The 16,482-nt window shown below is 62.1% G+C and carries 17 protein-coding genes and 1 tRNA gene; 8 read left to right on the top strand and 10 right to left on the bottom strand.

The window, feature by feature from the left end:
- Positions 1 to 34 precede the first annotated feature (34 nt).
- From AC0IYN_RS20200 to AC0IYN_RS20185, 4 genes are all read right to left on the bottom strand, one after another.
- Complete coding sequence (locus AC0IYN_RS20200; protein ID WP_406599028.1) at positions 35 to 1,054, bottom strand: sensor histidine kinase; 1,020 nt, start codon at positions 1,052 to 1,054, stop codon at positions 35 to 37.
- 8 nt (positions 1,055 to 1,062) lie between these two features.
- On the bottom strand, positions 1,063 to 2,523 hold the full coding sequence (locus AC0IYN_RS20195) for an RAD55 family ATPase (protein WP_458375648.1): 1,461 nt from the start codon (positions 2,521 to 2,523) through the stop codon (positions 1,063 to 1,065).
- Complete coding sequence (locus AC0IYN_RS20190; protein WP_471842839.1) at positions 2,520 to 2,954, bottom strand: hypothetical protein; 435 nt, start codon at positions 2,952 to 2,954, stop codon at positions 2,520 to 2,522. Before AC0IYN_RS20190 ends, AC0IYN_RS20195 begins: the two co-directional genes overlap by 4 nt.
- A 61-nt stretch (positions 2,955 to 3,015) precedes the next feature.
- The gene (locus AC0IYN_RS20185; protein WP_457238517.1) at positions 3,016 to 4,227 is read right to left on the bottom strand and encodes an MFS transporter; all 1,212 of its coding nucleotides are present in this window, start codon (positions 4,225 to 4,227) and stop codon (positions 3,016 to 3,018) included.
- A gap of 122 nt (positions 4,228 to 4,349) precedes the next feature.
- Here AC0IYN_RS20185 and AC0IYN_RS20180 point away from each other — a divergent pair, with 122 nt between their 5' ends.
- Entirely contained in the window at positions 4,350 to 5,003 is a 654-nt protein-coding gene (locus AC0IYN_RS20180; RefSeq protein WP_457247927.1) for a TetR/AcrR family transcriptional regulator, read from the top strand.
- Here the strand turns inward: AC0IYN_RS20180 and AC0IYN_RS20175 are convergent.
- Together AC0IYN_RS20175 and AC0IYN_RS20170 are read right to left on the bottom strand one after the other, a co-directional pair.
- Positions 5,000 to 5,911: a LysR family transcriptional regulator gene (locus tag AC0IYN_RS20175; protein WP_457238515.1), complete on the bottom strand. Its 912-nt coding sequence runs from the start codon at positions 5,909 to 5,911 to the stop codon at positions 5,000 to 5,002. The genes AC0IYN_RS20180 and AC0IYN_RS20175 overlap by 4 nt on opposite strands.
- A gap of 283 nt (positions 5,912 to 6,194) precedes the next feature.
- The gene (locus tag AC0IYN_RS20170; protein ID WP_471842835.1) at positions 6,195 to 7,091 is read right to left on the bottom strand and encodes a LysR family transcriptional regulator; all 897 of its coding nucleotides are present in this window, start codon (positions 7,089 to 7,091) and stop codon (positions 6,195 to 6,197) included.
- A gap of 121 nt (positions 7,092 to 7,212) precedes the next feature.
- Here AC0IYN_RS20170 and AC0IYN_RS20165 point away from each other — a divergent pair, with 121 nt between their 5' ends.
- From AC0IYN_RS20165 to AC0IYN_RS20155, 3 genes are all read left to right on the top strand, one after another.
- Positions 7,213 to 7,878 (top strand): RraA family protein, encoded by a 666-nt coding sequence (locus AC0IYN_RS20165; protein ID WP_406599035.1) that lies wholly within the window; start codon positions 7,213 to 7,215, stop codon positions 7,876 to 7,878.
- Positions 7,875 to 9,080, top strand: a complete 1,206-nt coding sequence (locus AC0IYN_RS20160) for a pyridoxal phosphate-dependent aminotransferase (protein WP_406599036.1) — start codon at positions 7,875 to 7,877, stop codon at positions 9,078 to 9,080. The genes AC0IYN_RS20165 and AC0IYN_RS20160 overlap by 4 nt, the downstream gene beginning before the upstream one ends.
- A gap of 94 nt (positions 9,081 to 9,174) precedes the next feature.
- Positions 9,175 to 10,452 carry a cation:dicarboxylate symporter family transporter gene (locus AC0IYN_RS20155; protein WP_368946082.1) on the top strand — a complete coding sequence of 426 codons (1,278 nt, stop codon included), beginning with the start codon at positions 9,175 to 9,177 and terminating at the stop codon, positions 10,450 to 10,452.
- A 52-nt stretch (positions 10,453 to 10,504) separates the two neighbouring features.
- Here the strand turns inward: AC0IYN_RS20155 and AC0IYN_RS20150 are convergent, their stop codons facing one another.
- On the bottom strand, positions 10,505 to 10,963 hold the full coding sequence (locus AC0IYN_RS20150) for an Hsp20 family protein (RefSeq protein ID WP_099492304.1): 459 nt from the start codon (positions 10,961 to 10,963) through the stop codon (positions 10,505 to 10,507).
- A 278-nt stretch (positions 10,964 to 11,241) separates the two neighbouring features.
- Here AC0IYN_RS20150 and AC0IYN_RS20145 point away from each other — a divergent pair, with 278 nt between their 5' ends.
- The 3 genes from AC0IYN_RS20145 to AC0IYN_RS20135 all read left to right on the top strand — a co-directional run bounded on the left by AC0IYN_RS20145 (position 11,242) and on the right by AC0IYN_RS20135 (position 12,913).
- Entirely contained in the window at positions 11,242 to 11,544 is a 303-nt protein-coding gene (locus tag AC0IYN_RS20145; protein WP_406599037.1) for an ArsR/SmtB family transcription factor, read from the top strand.
- 92 nt (positions 11,545 to 11,636) lie between these two features.
- Positions 11,637 to 12,617 (top strand): zinc-dependent alcohol dehydrogenase family protein, encoded by a 981-nt coding sequence (locus tag AC0IYN_RS20140; protein ID WP_406599038.1) that lies wholly within the window; start codon positions 11,637 to 11,639, stop codon positions 12,615 to 12,617.
- Entirely contained in the window at positions 12,614 to 12,913 is a 300-nt protein-coding gene (locus AC0IYN_RS20135; RefSeq protein WP_471842828.1) for an antibiotic biosynthesis monooxygenase family protein, read from the top strand. The genes AC0IYN_RS20140 and AC0IYN_RS20135 overlap by 4 nt, the downstream gene beginning before the upstream one ends.
- A 57-nt stretch (positions 12,914 to 12,970) precedes the next feature.
- Here AC0IYN_RS20135 and AC0IYN_RS20130 read toward each other — a convergent pair.
- Both AC0IYN_RS20130 and AC0IYN_RS20125 read right to left on the bottom strand, forming a co-directional pair.
- A tRNA-Asn gene (locus tag AC0IYN_RS20130) sits at positions 12,971 to 13,046 on the bottom strand.
- A gap of 60 nt (positions 13,047 to 13,106) precedes the next feature.
- Positions 13,107 to 14,003: a LysR family transcriptional regulator gene (locus tag AC0IYN_RS20125; protein WP_099492301.1), complete on the bottom strand. Its 897-nt coding sequence runs from the start codon at positions 14,001 to 14,003 to the stop codon at positions 13,107 to 13,109.
- A 101-nt stretch (positions 14,004 to 14,104) separates the two neighbouring features.
- Here AC0IYN_RS20125 and lldD point away from each other — a divergent pair, with 101 nt between their 5' ends.
- A complete protein-coding gene (gene lldD / locus AC0IYN_RS20120) occupies positions 14,105 to 15,235 on the top strand; it encodes an FMN-dependent L-lactate dehydrogenase LldD (protein WP_457238507.1) in 1,131 nt (376 codons plus the stop codon).
- Here the strand turns inward: lldD and AC0IYN_RS20115 are convergent.
- Complete coding sequence (locus tag AC0IYN_RS20115; RefSeq protein WP_406597666.1) at positions 15,232 to 16,464, bottom strand: CaiB/BaiF CoA transferase family protein; 1,233 nt, start codon at positions 16,462 to 16,464, stop codon at positions 15,232 to 15,234. The two genes, lldD and AC0IYN_RS20115, sit on opposite strands and share 4 nt — an antisense overlap.
- Positions 16,465 to 16,482: the final 18 nt, after the last annotated feature.

Below are 16,482 nucleotides of genomic sequence, written 5' to 3'. Positions count from 1 at the left end.
TCATAAGTCAATTTGGTGCCGCAGGTTCAGCCTGCTAGACCGACAGCGGCAGCGTCACCACAAATTCGCTGCCCTTGCCGTGCCCTTCACTCTTGCCCGTGACCGTTCCGCCGTGGGCTTCGACCAGTTCGCGCACCACGGTCAAGCCAATGCCCAGGCCGGCGCTGTTGAAGCCGATGGCGTGGGCGTCCTGCACATAAGGGTCAAAAATGAACGGCAAGGCCTTGGCGGTCACGCCGATGCCGTTGTCGGCAATGCTGATCCTCAATTGCCCGGCCTCTACGGTCACCTTCATCGCAATGGTGCCACCCGCCTGGGTGTACTTGGCCGCGTTGCCCAGCAGGTTGTGCAGGATCTGCGCGAGCCGCACGGGGTCGCCGTTCAGGCTGAGGACGGCGTCGGGCAGCGCCACATCGAATTGCTGCTTGCGGGTGATCATCACCGGGCTACAAGCGTCGACAGCGGCATTGAGGATGCGCAGCATGTCCACCTCGCGGCGGTTGATGCGCAGTTTGCCGGTGCTGGCGCGTGACACATCCAACAAGTCGTCGACCAGTTGGGAAATATGCTGGACCTGGCCTTCGATCAACTCGCGCATACGCGGCAGCTGGTCGCTGGGCAGCCGGACCATGCGCTCGGCAATCAGGCTGATGGGCGTCAGTGGGTTGCGCAGTTCATGGGCGACCATCGCCAGGATGCTTTTCTGCTGGCCCAACGCACGTTCGGCGGTGGCCTGCAGGTCCTGGGCGCTGAGTGCGGCGATCACCAGTTGTGCATTGGCTTCGCGCAGTTCCTGGAACAGCTGCTGCTCCTCGACCTGAGGCGCCGCGACCGCGTCGGATTGCGCCAGCAGGATCGCCAGCACCAACTGCTGGTTGGCCTCGATCAGTTGCTCGACGTGCTGGGAATCCACCAGGCGGCTGTTGGCGTCGCTCAGTTGCTGCTGCAGTGCAGCCAACACCGCGCGCGCTTCAACCGTTTTCTGGCCGAGCAGGAACAGTTCATGGGCGGCATTGGCCACCTCACGCGCGTCCCCGCCTGTGCCTTTACTCATGAGTCAACTCACACATTTTCAGCGCCTGTGCGCAAGGTGGTCGGGCGACCACCCAGCAGCCCCTCCTGGTCGGCGAGCATCTCGCCGATCTGCAGGCCATCGTCATTGATATGGTATTGGCGCAGCTCATCGCAGTGGGCGCTGGCGCGTACCTTCACCACGGCCATGATGCGCAGCAGTCGGCTGCGCACTTCGATGTAGCGCTGCACGATGATCGCATCCGTCAGGAACGCCGTGCCGTAGGGGCTGAAGCGCAGGTCGGTGTAGCGGTCTTCGAGTTCCGAGGTCATCAACACACTGACCCCGGCGCGGGTCAGCGCGGTGACCATGCGTGACAACGACTCACGGAAGTCCGCGCGGAAGGTCGGCGCCAGGGCCAACTCAAAGCCCGACAGCGAATCGATGACCACCCGTGTGGCGTTCAAGCGGCTGATTTCACTGAGCAGCAGTTGGACGATTTCATCGATCGACAGGTCCGGTGCGCGGCTGTCCACCAGGCCGACCTTGCCGCTATGGATCAAGTCGGCCAATACGGCATTTTGCGAACGGTTGGGCCGCTGCTCGAACACCGCGATAACGCCGGTTTCGCCATTGCGCGCGCCCTCGGCCAGGAAGGTCGCCGCGAGGATGCTTTTGCCCGACCCCGACGGCCCCGCCACCAGCAGCGAATAGCCGCGAGGCAGGCCGCCGCCAAGCATATCGTCAAGGCGTGGAACGCCCATTTTCAGGCGTTGCACAGGCAGCGTCATTGGCGCTTCGACCGGGTTGATCGCAGCCGGTGCGAACACCTTGATGCCGGAACTGGCGATACGGAAGGTGTGCAGCCCCGGCAAGGTCGGTTGGCCGCGCATCTTCATGATTTCCATCTTGCGCACCATCGAATTGCGCTCGACGCTCTGGCGCAACCAGATCAGCCCATCGGCCACGGTGAAGATCGGGTTGGTGTCGGTCTCGGTGAAGTACTCGCCGATCAGGAAGGTGGTCGCCTGCCAGGTGGTCATCAACATGCCCAGTTGTTGCACGAACTGCGGCAGGTTGTTATTCGGGTTGTGCTGGGTCTGGCTGGCGAGCACCACCGAACGGAAGGAGTCGACAAACACCAGCGACGGCGAGTGTGCCTCCACTTCGCTGACAATGCGGCGCAGCACTTCGTCCAGGTTCCCGGCCAGGGTGTCGTCGGCCAGGTTGATATAGCGGATCGACTGGTTGATGGCGTCGTTGTCGAAGAAGTCGAACTGCTGCTGATACCGCAGCATCTTCAGCGGTGGCTCGCCCAGAACGGTGAAAAACAGCGCTGGGCGTTCGGGTGTCGCCAGGGCGAACATCATCTGGTGCGCCAGGGTGGTTTTGCCACAGCCAGGCGGGCCGGCGATCAGGTTGAACGAAAACTCCGGCAAACCTCCGCCCAGCACCTCGTCCAGCCCTGGCACACCGGTAGCCAGGCGGTTGATAGTTACTTTGGTGCTCATGGCGAATTTTCCTGCGAAGGGGTGTCGCTCAAAGAAGGTTCCCACACGTCACGCAGTAAGCGGGCAGTCAGCGAGGGCCCGATCAGCGTGGTGAGCAAGGTATAAAAGGTGGTGAGCAGCACCTCACCGAAAAACAGTGCATCGGCTTCACTCAGCTCAAGCAGTGCGGCCTTGAGCCCGGCCCGATCCGGTGCGGCCTGCACGCGGTCGTGCACACTGGCCAGGCGCGCCTGGGTCGACGCACTGAGGTGCAGGCTGCGGCGCAACAGCGCGACACAGCCTTGCTGCCCGATGATGGGGGTGAGTGCTGCGTCCATGTCCTGCAATATCGACATGATCGCCTCGGCGATGCCTGCAATATCAGCGGTGGGACCAGCACGGTGCGCCAGAGACGCTACGATCTGGCGGCTCTCTTCGCTTTGCGTGGACATGAAGGGCTAATATCCGATGAATTGAGGCCCAGCGTACACCCTGTGGCGTTCGTCCGAAGGTTTAATGCGCCACCACTGCCGCACCCGCCCGCCGTCCGGGCTTGAAACCATGGGCACGGGCGCCCCAGGCAATCGCCAGGGACACGCCGACCAGCACCAGCATGGCCCAGGGAAACGACGCCACGCCCCAAGTGTCCAGCAACACCCCGCCGACCACGCCACTGCCGGCAATCGCGCTGTTCCAGGCCACCACATTCAGCGACAGCGCCACATCCGCGCCATCTCCCGCCGCATCGGCCAAGGCCGTTTGCAGCAAGGTTGCGGCACCGCCGAAGCTCAGGCCCCATACCGCCACGCCGAGGTAGATCACCTGCGCCACGCTGCCGAACAAGCCCAATACCAACGAGACGGCCCCGAACACTGCCAGGCTGGTGAGGACCGTGAGGCGCAACAGTGGCTCCACCAACCTGGCGGTGATCCAGATCCCCGCCAACGCAGCGATCCCGAAGACCAACAGCACCAGGTCGACCCGTTCTGCCAAGCCGGCAGGCACCACGAAGGGTGCGATGTAGGTGTAGAGAATGTTGTGTGCCAGCATCCAACTGATCACTACCGCGAGCACCGGCCGTACACCTGGCGTGGTCAACACCTTGCCCAACGACACGCGTTGGTGCGCAGGCTGGGGCGCGTAGTCCGGGACCTTCACCAACACCCAGGCAATCAGCACCAGGCTCACGGCCGACATCAAGCCAAAGGTAGTGCGCCACCCCACGAGCCCGCCCAGCCAGGTGCCCAGCGGCACACCTAACGACAGCGCAATCGGCGTGCCGACCATCGCCAACGCCAGCGCCTTGCCCTGTTGATGCGGCGCAACCATGCGCCGGGCGTAACCGGCCAGCAGGCTCCAGGCCAACCCGGCCGCGACACCCGCAAAGAAACGCGCTACCAGGGTCACGCCATAGTGGGACGACAGTGCCGTGATGGAGTTGAACAGCAGGAAACCGACGATGGTCAGCAGCAGCACATTGCGCCGGCGCCAGCCACGGGTGGCGATGGTCATCGGGATCACCGCCAGCACCGAGCCCAGGGCATAGGCGGTGACCATCTGCCCGGCCATGGACGGGGAAATCGCCAGGCCGTCACTGATCAACGGCAACAGGCCAGCGGGCAGGGTTTCGGTGACGATGCAGATAAAGCCGGTCATGGCCAGGGCGAGCAAGGCACCGATGGGCAGGCGGTCGGATGACGCCGATAAAGTCAGTGAGGGTGTCACGGGAAACTCCTTGAGCGGGACTTAAATACTGATCGATACAAATGTTGCAGGCGAGCACGCCACGTTGTCAACGACTTATGTATCGACTAGTATTTATCTCGCTTCCCCACCGGAGATCAGACATGGCACAGATGGGCCGCCCCCGCACCTTCGACCGCGAACTCGCCGTGGACCAGGCCCTGCACCTGTTCTGGCAGCACGGCTACGACGCCACCTCCCTCGCCCAGCTCAAGGCCGGCCTGGGGGGCGGGATCTCCGCGCCGAGTTTTTATGCAGCGTTCGGCTCCAAGGAGGCGCTGTTCGACGAATGCGTGCAGCGCTACCTCGCCACCTACGCCCGGGTCACGGAATGCCTATGGGATGAAAACCTGCTCCCGCGCAAGGCCGTTGAAACCGCGCTGCGCCAATCCGCACGCATGCAGTGTGAAGACGGGCACCCCAAGGGCTGCATGGTGGCCTTGGGCGTGATGAGTGCACCAAGCCCGGAGAATACGCGGGTGGCGGATGGCTTGACGCAATCGCGGCTGCGCACGCGGGCGGGGATCGTGGCCTGCGTGGAGCGCGCCATCAGCGCAGGGCAGTTGCCGGAGACGATCAACGCCCCGGCCATGGCGGCGGTGTTTGACAGTTTCTTGCAAGGCGTTTCGATACTGGCGCGCGACGGCGTGCCCCATGCAGCCATCGACGCGGCAATCAGCCAACTGCTGCTGACCTGGGATATTGCTGCATCCATCGCGTCTCCCTCACCACAGGGGCGCCTGCATACCGGAGGCTAGGCCTCTCGACATTGCATCAGAAAATCCACAAAAGCCCGCACCCGGTGCGGCACATACCGACCATGGGGATACAGCAAGGTAAACGGTCGAGAGCGTCCGCCGTAAGGCTGCAAAACCTCCACCAGGCTGCCATCGGCCAATTCTTGCTCGACGATAAACTTGTAGGTCTGGAACAACCCCGCGCCGTGCTTGGCCAGGGTCACGCCGCCCAGCACATCATCGGAGCAGCTGTACCCCGCCTCCCCTGCATACTCCTGCGCCTTGCCGTCGACTTGGAACAGCCAGGCAATGCGCCGACCGTTGCTCGGCAGTTCATACTGGATGCATTCATGGTTGGGCAAATCCGCCAGCGTCTGTGGCACGCCGGCGCGTTTCAGGTAGGACGGTGCCGCGACCACCACCAGTTCAGCGTCTTCCAGCAGGCGCGCGATCAGTGACGAGTCTGGCTGGGCACGTACGCGGATCGCCAGGTCATAACCTTCGGCGACAAAGTCGATATTGCGGTTGCTGATGTGGATATCCACCCTGACCTGCGGGTATAAGGCGCGGAACTTCGGCAGCAACGGCAGCAAGCGGTGATGGGCATAGGTGGTGGGAATGCTGATACGCAGCAGCCCAGACGGCACGGCCTGGGCGCCCATCACTTCCTGTTGGGCTTCCACCAGTTGGGTCAGGGCCTGGCGGCATTGTTCGAAGAACGTCCGGCCATTGTCAGTCAAGCGAATGCTGCGAGTGGTGCGCACAAACAGGCGCGAGCCAAGGCGTTCTTCCAGGCGCGAAATGCTGCGGCTCACGGCGGCCGGTGTGACACCGGCAACCTGCGCGGCGGCGGTGAAGCTGTTGGCTTCGGCGGCAAGGCAGAACAGTTCGATACTGCCCAGCTGCAAATCTTCGAAATGGCGCTTCATGACGCATTACACCGGGTAAATAGATGTCGCCATACTTACCAGCCCACCGCAGGTAAATACAACAATTCCCGCGCTATTCAACCGCCTTCGGCACAGTGACATACGCATCGGCGCCGGCTGAATACTCAATAATCGACGGTGTGTTCATTCTGAGTTTGTGGCGTTCGATATGGTCGCTTTTCATCCGCGAAAGAAAGCGAACCAGGTACAAGCCTGGCTCATCCAACTTGACCACATATTTGAGCTCGTAGGATTCGGACGGTCCAATGTCCAAAGATAGGCGCTAAAACAACAGCCGCGAAAAGTCGCAGCAGGCCTGGGCCAGCTTCGCCACGTCCTGGTTCAGGCCGAACTGGCGGTCCACCCTGTGCAGCGCCACATATTGGATATCCGGCAACGCCGGCTGTGTGATCAGCGCGCGCAACGTGCCTTGCTCGATCAGATGGGACAGACACGCCACCGGCAGGTAGCTCACGCCGATCCCCGACAGCGCCAACCCGGCCTGCACCAGCAGGTTGTGGCTGGTGAGGGTGCGCGGCATCTGCACGTTGTTTGCCGCCAGCCAGCGCTCGTAGATCATCCCGGTCCCCGACTGTGAGCCTTGGGTGAGCACGGTGTAGCTGGCCAGTGTTTCGAGGCTGATGGGGTCGGCGTCCGGGATCAGGCCGGGGGAGCACATCCAGGCGTTTTCCACGCATTGCAGGGGGGTGCTGTGGAAGCGCGGATCGCTGTAGACGTCGGGCACGATCACCAGGTCCAGTTGGTCGCTTTCCAGTTTGCGAAACAGCTCGCTGCTGAGCTCCACCGACGGCTCGATCTGCACCTTGGGGTAGGCCTGGCGCAGCGCTTCCACCAACGCCGGTAGCCAGGTCAGTGCGGTGAGTTCAGTGACGCCCAGGCGAAACCTGCGCACCAGCACTTCACGCGCGCTGACACGCTCCAGCAACTGGTCGCGGCTGTTGAGCAGGTCACGCGCATAGTCCAGCAGCTCGCCGCCCTTTTCCGTCAACCGGGCGTTGCGCTTGCTGCGGTCGAAAATCTCGACATCAAAGGTGTCCTCCAGCTCCTGGATGCGCTTGGAAATGGCCGACTGCGACATATTCAGCTTGTTGGCGGCGGCTTCGAAGCTGCCCAGTTCAGCGATCCAGTACAGCGCGTCGATTTGCTTGAAGGTAATCATGCGGGCCAGTCATGAAAAAAAGCGATGCTAACACATCATAAAATATCGCTAAAACTCTCCGATCATCACTCCTAAGATCCGGCCATAGCCCGTCGCTATTCAACGATTCTGGAGATTTGCCATGTCCTTGCCCGGTTCACGCATCCTTCCCAACGCCCCCATGGCCTCGGCCGAACTGGTCGAGGCCTTCGCCCAGGTGGTCACTCCGCACATCAGCGACAACCTCGGCCGGCACATCGGCGTGCGCGGCCTGACACGCTACAACCGCAGCGGCAAACTGGTGGGCACGGCGATCACGGTGAAGACCCGCCCCGGCGATAACCTGCTGATCTACAAAGCCCTGAGCCTGCTACAACCCGGCCATGTGCTGGTGGTGGACGGCCAGGGCGATACCAACAACGCGGTGATCGGCGAGTTGGTCAAGCTTTACGCCCAGCAACGCGGTTGCGTGGGGTTTGTGATCGACGGCGCGATCCGCGATGTCGCCAGCTTTGACGACACGCCCTGCTACGCCCGCGCCGTGGTGCACACCGGCCCCTACAAGACCGGCCCCGGTGAAGTGAACGTGCCGGTGTCCATCGGCGGCATGCTGGTCAACCCCGGTGACCTGGTGGTGGGTGATGAAGACGGCCTGGTTGCGTTCTCCCAAGCCGACGCCGCCGAAGTGCTGCGCCGCGCTGCGCAACATGCCGACCATGAAGAGGCCGTCAAAGCCGAGATCGCCAGCGGTGCCGTGCGCCAGAGCTGGATCGACAAGGTCCTGGACAACGCAGGGCTCGCATCATGAAGCACTTGTTGTCTGATCGCGTCCTGGGCATCGCGCCCTCCCCCAGCATCGCCGCCAATGCGTTGGTGACCCAATTGCGTGCCCAGGGCCGCGATATCGTCAACTTCACCGTGGGCGAGCCGGACTTCGACACGCCGGCGCATATCCTTGCCGCGGCCAGCCAGGCGATGCACAGCGGCGACACCCACTACACGCCCACCACCGGCACCCTCGCCCTGCGCCAGGCCATCTGTCTCAAGCTGCAACGGGACAACGACCTGGCCTACGGCCTGGATGAAGTGGTGGCCGGTTGCGGCGGCAAGCACATCATCTACCACGCGCTGGCGGCCACGCTGAATCGCGGTGATGAAGTCATCGTGCACACGCCGTATTGGGTGTCGTACCCGGACATCGCACGGCTCAACGATGCAACACCGGTGATTATTCCCGGCGACGAAAGCCTGGGGTTCAAGCTGTCGCCCGAAGCCTTGGAACAGGCGATCACCCCACAGACCAAATGGGTGATTCTCAACAGCCCGAACAACCCCAGCGGCGCGGTCTACGGTGAAGCCGAACTGCTGGCGCTGGCACAGGTGCTGCGCCGTCATCCCCATGTGCTGATCATGGCCGATGAAATCTACGAGCACTTCGTCTACGGCGACGCCCGCCACGTGCCGTTGACGCGCCTGGCGCCCGACCTCAAACCGCGCACGCTGATCGTCAACGGTGCTTCCAAAGGCTATGCCATGACCGGCTGGCGCTTGGGTTTTGGCGCAGGCCCCGCCTGGCTGATCACGGCCATCGCTACATTGCTGTCGCAGACCACCACCTGCCCCAGCTCATTGAGCCAGGCGGCTGCCGTCGCCGCGTTTGCCGCAGACCAGGCTCCCATCGCCGCCATGCGCGAGGAATACCAGCAACGCCGCGCGCACATGCTGGCCCTGCTGGCGGGTATCCCCGGCTTGAGCTGTACCCCACCAGACGGTGCGTTCTACGTGTTCGCCAATGTCAGCGCACTGATAGGCAAGCTCACCCCGCAAGGCGATCGCCTCGACAGCGACATCCAGCTGGTGGACTACCTGTTGCGTGACTACGGCCTGGCCACGGTGAGCGGCGCGGCGTATGGCATGTCGCCCTATGTGCGCCTGTCCTTCGCAAGCTCGCTAGAAGTGATCGAAGAAGGTTGCCGTCGTCTCAAGGACGCGTGCCACGACCTGCGCTGAAGCCTTTTGCTGCACCCGGCGGCCACCGGACGGCCGCTGTTTGACTGCCTAGAACAACAACTTAAAAATCATTGATCTCAAATGAGGCATTCCCATGCACACGCCCCGTATCGCGCTGGTCTGGCAAATCATGATCGGCTTGCTCGCCGGCATCGCCATTGGTGCCCTGTTGCACCAGTTCCCCGAATCCCGGCCGTGGCTGGTGGACAATCTCCTGCAACCGGCGGGCGATATTTTTATCAAGCTGATGAAGATGATCGTGGTGCCCATCGTTTTTGCCTGCATGGTGGTGGGCATTGCCGGGCACGGCGATGGTAAATCCCTGGGCCGTATCGGCGTGCGCTCCCTGGGGTATTTTTTCTGCATCACCACCTTGGCGATCATTGTCGGGCTGGTGCTGGGCAACCTGCTCAAGCCGGGGGCCGGCACTGAACTGTCGAGCCTGCATGCGGCGTCTATCACCCTGCCCACCAGCAGTGGCGCGGGTCACAGCCTGGGGCAGATTATCGTCGGGATCATCCCCGACAACGTGGTCAGCGCCATGGCCCAGGGCAGTCTGTTGTCGGTGCTGTTTTTTGCGGTGATGTTCGGCCTTGGTGTGGCGCGGTTGCCCGCCGAGCGCAAAGACCCGGTGATTGCGCTGCTGCGTGGCGTGTCGGATGCCATGTTCAAGGTCACGTCGATGATCATGGCCTACTCGCCCATTGGCGTGTTCGGCATGATTGCCGTGACCGTGGCCAACTTTGGCTTTGGCTCGTTGCTGCCGTTGGCCAAGCTGATCATGGTCAGTTACGTGTCCATCGCGTTCTTTGTGCTGGTGGTGCTCAACCTGGTGGCGCGCCTGTGCGGGATCAACCTGTTTGCCTTGATGCGCCATATCAAGGATGAGCTGATCCTGGCTTTCTCCACCGCGAGTTCGGCGTCGGTCATGCCGCAACTGATGAAGAAGCTGGAGACCTACGGCGTACCGCCTTCGCTGGTGAGCTTTGTGGTGCCGGTGGGTTACTCGTTCAACCTCGACGGCGCCTCGCTGTTCCTTGGCATCGGCACGCTGTTCGTGGCGCAGCTATACGGAATCGACCTGAGCCTTGGGGATCAGGCGCTGCTGGTGGTGACCATGGTGCTCACCTCCAAGGGGGCTGCGGGTGTGCCGGGGTTCATGTTCGTGATTCTCTCGGCAACACTCGCCAGTGCCGGGTTGCCACTGGAGGGGATCGCGTTTATTGCCGGGGTGTATCGCTTGATGGAAATGCCGACGACCGCACTGAACGTGCTGGGCAATGCGCTGGCGCCGTTGGTGATTGCCAAGTGGGAAGGCCGTGACGCTAAGGCGACGCACGAACCGAGCGCCAAGAATGTGCCTTCACGTTAGCGAGGGCGTTACGAATAAAGGCGCTCCAAAGAGCGCCTTTATTCATTTCAACTCACTGCTCGCCGATGGATTTCACCTCAGCCTTGGCAGCGCCACCGATGGCAATGCGTTTAGGCTTGGCTTCCTCCGGCACGACCCTGAGCAGGTCGATGCTCAGTAAGCCATTGGAAAGCTGTGCGCCTTGCACTTCGATGTGGTCGACCAGGCGGAACGACAGGCGGAACGCGCGCTGGGCAATGCCTTGGTGCAGGTAGGTGATGCCTTCATTGTGCTCGCGTTTGCCGCCGGCGACGGTCAACACGCCCTTTTCCACCTGGATTTCCAAGTCATCTTCCACCAGGCCTGCCGCCGCGATGACGATTCGGTAATGGTCATCTCCGTGCTTTTCGACGTTGTGCGGTGGGTAGGTGGTACCGGCCTCGCTGCGAAGCGCCGATTCGAAAAGGTCGTTGAAACGGTCAAAGCCGACGGAATGGCGGAACAGTGGGGCCAACGAAAGAGTAGTAGCCATTGCAAAATCTCCTGAGGTTTCTCCAAGTGATTTGGTACGCGACCCGTATTCGGCATCGCGTAAAACCTATGTAGGTTCAGGCTTAAAATTTTCAAGCGGCGCCCACAAAAAATTTTTACCCGAGGCGATAAGCCCCCGCGCCGCTGCCGTAGGTGTGCACGATCCACTCCACCGTTTCGCTGAGCGTGTTGCACGGGATGGCGACGGCCTGGGCACCGGCAACATCATGGCTTCACTTTGCACATTGACATATCGGTAAATCTCGATATCCTCGCGACATGGACCTACTCGACATATTCAAAGCCCTCTCAAACCGAACTCGACTTGAAATCCTGAAAGGTTTGAAGGATCCCGAAAAGAACTTCCCCCCGCAGGATGAAGGGGACGTTCATACCGTGGGCGTTTGCGTCAGCAGCATCCAGGAAGGCGTCGGGCTGTCGCAGTCAACTGTGTCCGATTACCTGGCCACGCTACACCGCGCGGGCTTGATCGAAACCCGGCGTATCGGCCAGTGGACCTACTACAAGCGCAACGAAGCAACCATCAGCGCCCTGGCCGAAATCATCGGCAAGGAGCTGTAATTTTTTACCCTAGGATATCGAGAATTCCCGATATCCCTTTTTACCGAAACCCACTGCTATTGAACCCACTGTTACTGAAACGAGGTAATGCAATGAAAGCGATGATGCTCGACTCATTTGGCGGCCCGGATTCGTTCAAACGCTGCGAGGTGCCCACGCCGGTTCCGCAGACAGGACAGGTACTGGTGCGGGTCCACGCAACGTCTATCAACCCGCTGGATTATCAGGTGCGGCGCGGTGACTATGCCGACCTGGTGCCCCTCCCCGCCATCACCGGCCACGACGTCTCCGGCGTTGTCGAAGCCATCGGCCCCGGCGTGACGAATTTCGCGCCAGGCGACGAAGTCTGGTACACCCCGCAGATCTTCGACGGCCCCGGCAGTTACGCCGAATACCACGTCGCAGCCGAAAGCATCATCGGCAAGAAACCGCCCACCCTGAGCCACCTTGAAGCGGCCAGCCTGAGCCTGGTCGGCGGCACGGCATGGGAAGCGCTGACCGTGCGCGCAGCGCTTCGGGTCGGGGAAAGTATCCTGATACATGGCGGCGCCGGCGGCGTCGGCCACGTGGCGATCCAACTGGCAAAAGCCATCGGCGCCAGGGTGTTCACCACCGTGCGCGAAGCCAACATTGAGTTCGTTGAAAGCATGGGCGCCGACGTGATCATCGACTACGAAAAGGAGGACTACGTTGACGCCATCTTGCGGGAAACCGGTGGGCGCGGCGTCGATGTGGTGTTCGACACCATCGGCGGCAACACGCTGTCGCGCAGCCCCGACGCACTCGCGCAACTGGGCCGCGTGGTCTCGATCGTCGACATCGCCCAGCCACAGAACCTGGTCCAGGCCTGGGGCAAGAATGCGAGTTACCACTTCGTGTTCACGCGGCAAAATCGCGGCAAGCTGGATGAGCTGAGCACGTTGGTTGCGCAGGGCCAACTACGCCCCCATGTGGGCGCCGTCTACTCGCTGGCCGACATTGGACGCGCCCATGCCCGCCTGGAGAGCCCCAACAACGGCATCCAAGGGAAGATCGCAATTGCTGTCGAGCCTACTCAAGGAGCAACGTCATGATCTACGAGATCGCCGTGCTGCCTGTTCACAAGGAACACATCGACGCCTTCAGGCTTGCCTTTGCCGAGGTGGCGCCACTGCTCAGCCGTGCGCAAGGCTACCTGGGCCATATGCTTGCCCAGGGCGTTGAAACACCGGAGCGCTTCAACCTGATCGTGCGCTGGGAATCGCTGGAGCACCACACGCCGGGGTTTGAAGCGAGTGAGGACCATCGGCTGTTCATGCTGGGGTTGGAGGCGTTTTTTTCGGAGGAACCGCAGGTTTATCACATTGAGGGGGCGGGGTTTATCGACTAGAAAATCCAAGGCAAAAAAAAGCCTGCATCTCTGCAGGCTTTTCTTGATGTCGCTATCTGGCTCCACGACCTGGACTCGAACCAGGGACCCAATGATTAACAGTCATTTGCTCTACCAACTGAGCTATCGCGGAATGCGCCGTATGTTACTGATTGAAAAGGAGAAGTCAAGCTTTCTATGGCATTCGGCGCGATTAAACCGGATGGCCGGTTGAAACGGCGTGTTCCCTGGCCAGTTCCAGCCATGCCAAGGCGGCGGGTGGCAGGTGGGCGCTGGTGCGCCAGGCCAGGGCGATATGCCAGTCGGTATGGGGTTCGTCCAGAGGGATCAGGGCGATACCGGCGTGTTGATGCTTGTGCGCCAGCATGCGTGGCAGGAAGGCCACGCCCAGGCCGGCCGCGACCAGGTCGACAATAAAGTCGATCTGCCCGCTGCGGGCTGTCACTTTGGGGGTGACGCCTTTGCGCTCACAGGCGGCGAGGATCTTGGCATTCAGGGCGAAGCCGGCTTCGAACAGGATGAACGGCGAATCGGCCAGGTGGGTGAAGTCGATACGCCCGAGGTGAGCCAGCGGGTGGCTGATGGGCAGTACGGCCATCAACGGCTCATTGCGCACGGGCTGGTAATCGAAGTCTTCGTCGACCGGCAGCAACAGCGCCGCCAGGTCGACCTCCCCGGCTTCCAGGCACTCGCGCAGGCGTTTGCTGCCGTATTCGGTGAGTTCGATGTCGATGTCCGGGTAGCGGCTGCGGTAGGTGGCGAACATTGTCGCGAAGAGCACGCCGCAGCCCACGGGGGGCAGGCCAATGCGCAGCACGCCACGCTTGAGGCCGCGCAGGTCGTTGATTTCGGCCACCAGGTCATTGCGCTCGGCGAGCAGTACCAAGGCACGGCGGTAGGCAATCTCGCCGGCAGCGGTGAGTTCGTTGCGGTGGCCCAGGCGATTGAGCAGCGGCGTGCCCAGCTCCTCTTCCAGGGTCTTGACCGCCTTGCTCACGGTGGATTGAGTCAGGGCCACCACCTCGGCAGCCTGGGAGAAACCGCCCTGGCGCACCACTTCGACAAAGGCCCGCAATGTTCTGAGGTTCATCAGTATTCCTTTGGCGACTGGCTACCAGCGATAAAAGTTGTTTTTATCATGCCAGAGAGTTGCCTATCCTGAACCCACTTTGCCTTGTGGAGCCCCAAATAATGATCATCTCGTCCGCCTCCGACTACCGCGCAGCCGCCAAGCGCAAGCTGCCGCGCTTCCTGTTCGACTACATCGACGGCGGCGCCTACGCCGAACACACGATGCGTGCGAACAGTTCGGACCTGGCCGAGATCAGCCTGCGCCAGCGCATCCTGCGTAACGTGGACAACCTGAGCCTGAAAACCACCCTGTTCGGCCAGGCACTGGACATGCCAGTGATCCTCAGCCCGGTCGGCCTCACCGGGATGTACGCGCGGCGCGGCGAAGTGCAGGCGGCCAAGGCGGCGGCGAACAAGGGCATTCCGTTCTGCCTGTCGACGGTGTCGGTCTGCCCGATTGAAGAAGTGGCGTCGCAAAGCGCGCGAGCGATCTGGTTCCAGCTGTATGTGCTCAAGGACCGTGGCTTCATGCGCAACGCGCTGGAGCGCGCGCAAGCTGCCGGGGTCACCACCTTGGTGTTTACCGTGGACATGCCCACGCCCGGCGCGCGCTATCGCGATGCTCATTCGGGTATGTCGGGGCCGTTCGCGGCACAGCGGCGCATGCTGCAAGCCGTGACCAAGCCGCAGTGGGCGTTCGACGTCGGGTTGATGGGCCGCCCCCACGACTTGGGCAATATCTCCAAGTACCTGGGCAAACCGACCCATCTGGAAGACTACATCGGCTGGCTGGCGAACAATTTCGACCCGTCGATCAGCTGGAAAGACCTGGAGTGGATCCGTGAGTTCTGGAAAGGCCCGATGATCATCAAAGGCATCCTCGACCCCCAGGACGCCAAGGACGCGGTGAGCTTCGGCGCCGACGGCATCGTCGTGTCCAACCACGGCGGCCGCCAGCTGGACGGCGTACTGTCCACCGCCAAGGCCTTGCCGCCGATTGCCGATGCAGTGGGCGATGACCTCACGGTGCTGGTGGACTCGGGCATCCGCTCCGGGCTGGACGTAGTGCGCATGCTCGCCCTGGGTGCCAAGGCGTGCCTGCTGGGACGCGCCACCGCCTATGCACTGGCTGCCGATGGCCAGCACGGCGTGGAAAACCTGCTGGACATCTTCGCCAAGGAAATGCGCGTGGCCATGACCCTGACCGGCGTCACCTCCATCGAGCAGATCGACCGCACCACCCTGGTCTAACCCTGCTGCTCGACGATCCCGCGTGCCTTGAGTTGGGCCAGTTGCTCCGGCGTCAGGCCCAACCGCCCGCTGAGGATATCGTCGGTGTGTTGCCCCAGCATCGGCGCCGGCCGCACATACTCCACGGGCGTACCAGACAGCTTGATCGGGCTGCCGACCATGGCAAAGTCCGGGTTGCGGGGGTGGGGGATTTTCACCATCAGGTTGCGTGCAATCACCTGGGGTTCTTCCAGGGATTGGGCGATGGAATTGATCGCCCCCACCGGCACTTTCGACGCATGGATGCACGCCACCCACTCATCAGCGCTGCGCCCCAGGAAGTGCGCCGAAAGCAGCGCGACGATTGCTTCACGATGCGCCACGCGGTCGGCATTGCGGCGAAAGCGCGGGTCGTCCGGCAAGTGTGGCAGGCCAATGCTCTGGCACAAGGCAATGAACTGGCTGTCGTTGCCGCAGGCGATAATGAAGTCGCGGTCGGCGGCGCGGAACACTTGGTAAGGCACGATATTGGCGTGGGCATTGCCATAGCGCTGCGGCACCTTGCCCGAGGCCAGGTAATTCATGCTCTGGTTGGCCAAGGTTGCGACCTGCACATCCAGCAGCGCCATATCAATGTATTGACCCACACCGGTACGTTCCCGGCTGAGCAGCGCGGCCTGGATTGCCACGGTGGAATACAGGCCGGTCATCAGGTCGGAAAACGCCACGCCGACTTTTTGCGGGCCGCCGCCCGGCAGGTCATCACGCTCACCGGTGATGCTCATCAGGCCGCCGATGCCCTGGATGATGAAGTCGTAGCCGGGCTCTTCGGCACGCGGGCCGGTCTGGCCGAAGCCGGTGATGGAGCAATACACCAGGCGCGGGTTGATCTCTGCCAGGGTCGCGTAGTCCAGACCGTAGCGGGCCAGGGAGCCCGCTTTGTAGTTTTCGATCAGTACATCCGAGCTGGCCGCCAGTGCGCGCACCAGCTCCTGGCCTTCGGGGCTGGCCATGTCGATGGCCACGGATAACTTGCCACGGTTGGTCGACTGGTAATACGAAGCCTCGCCGGACGACTCGCCGTTGTCAGTCTTCATCCAGGGCGGGCCCCAGCCACGCGTGTCGTCGCCGCTTTGGGGGCGTTCGATCTTGATCACTTCCGCACCGAGGTCGGCCAACACTTGCCCGCACCAGGGGCCGGCCAACACACGGCTTAAATCCAGCACCCGCAAACCTGTCAATGCACCCATTGTTCTTATCCTGTGAGG

It is taken from the genome of Pseudomonas sp. AC112 (assembly GCF_979253545.1).
Note: the sequence above shows the minus strand (reverse complement) of the source record. Positions and strands in the feature narration are given on the sequence as shown.

What these genes read in the sequence shown, in the direction of transcription:
- AC0IYN_RS20200 (WP_406599028.1), bottom strand. Translation starts at nt 1,054, where the DNA reads ATGAGTAAAGGCACAGGCGGGGACGCGCGTGAGGTGGCCAATGCCGCC.
- AC0IYN_RS20195 (WP_458375648.1), bottom strand. Translation starts at nt 2,523, where the DNA reads ATGAGCACCAAAGTAACTATCAACCGCCTGGCTACCGGTGTGCCAGGG.
- AC0IYN_RS20190 (WP_471842839.1), bottom strand. Translation starts at nt 2,954, where the DNA reads ATGTCCACGCAAAGCGAAGAGAGCCGCCAGATCGTAGCGTCTCTGGCG.
- AC0IYN_RS20180 (WP_457247927.1), top strand. Translation starts at nt 4,350, where the DNA reads ATGGCACAGATGGGCCGCCCCCGCACCTTCGACCGCGAACTCGCCGTG.
- AC0IYN_RS20175 (WP_457238515.1), bottom strand. Translation starts at nt 5,911, where the DNA reads ATGAAGCGCCATTTCGAAGATTTGCAGCTGGGCAGTATCGAACTGTTC.
- AC0IYN_RS20170 (WP_471842835.1), bottom strand. Translation starts at nt 7,091, where the DNA reads ATGATTACCTTCAAGCAAATCGACGCGCTGTACTGGATCGCTGAACTG.
- AC0IYN_RS20165 (WP_406599035.1), top strand. Translation starts at nt 7,213, where the DNA reads ATGTCCTTGCCCGGTTCACGCATCCTTCCCAACGCCCCCATGGCCTCG.
- AC0IYN_RS20160 (WP_406599036.1), top strand. Translation starts at nt 7,875, where the DNA reads ATGAAGCACTTGTTGTCTGATCGCGTCCTGGGCATCGCGCCCTCCCCC.
- AC0IYN_RS20155 (WP_368946082.1), top strand. Translation starts at nt 9,175, where the DNA reads ATGCACACGCCCCGTATCGCGCTGGTCTGGCAAATCATGATCGGCTTG.
- AC0IYN_RS20150 (WP_099492304.1), bottom strand. Translation starts at nt 10,963, where the DNA reads ATGGCTACTACTCTTTCGTTGGCCCCACTGTTCCGCCATTCCGTCGGC.
- AC0IYN_RS20145 (WP_406599037.1), top strand. Translation starts at nt 11,242, where the DNA reads ATGGACCTACTCGACATATTCAAAGCCCTCTCAAACCGAACTCGACTT.
- AC0IYN_RS20140 (WP_406599038.1), top strand. Translation starts at nt 11,637, where the DNA reads ATGAAAGCGATGATGCTCGACTCATTTGGCGGCCCGGATTCGTTCAAA.
- AC0IYN_RS20135 (WP_471842828.1), top strand. Translation starts at nt 12,614, where the DNA reads ATGATCTACGAGATCGCCGTGCTGCCTGTTCACAAGGAACACATCGAC.
- AC0IYN_RS20125 (WP_099492301.1), bottom strand. Translation starts at nt 14,003, where the DNA reads ATGAACCTCAGAACATTGCGGGCCTTTGTCGAAGTGGTGCGCCAGGGC.
- lldD (WP_457238507.1), top strand. Translation starts at nt 14,105, where the DNA reads ATGATCATCTCGTCCGCCTCCGACTACCGCGCAGCCGCCAAGCGCAAG.
- AC0IYN_RS20115 (WP_406597666.1), bottom strand. Translation starts at nt 16,464, where the DNA reads ATGGGTGCATTGACAGGTTTGCGGGTGCTGGATTTAAGCCGTGTGTTG.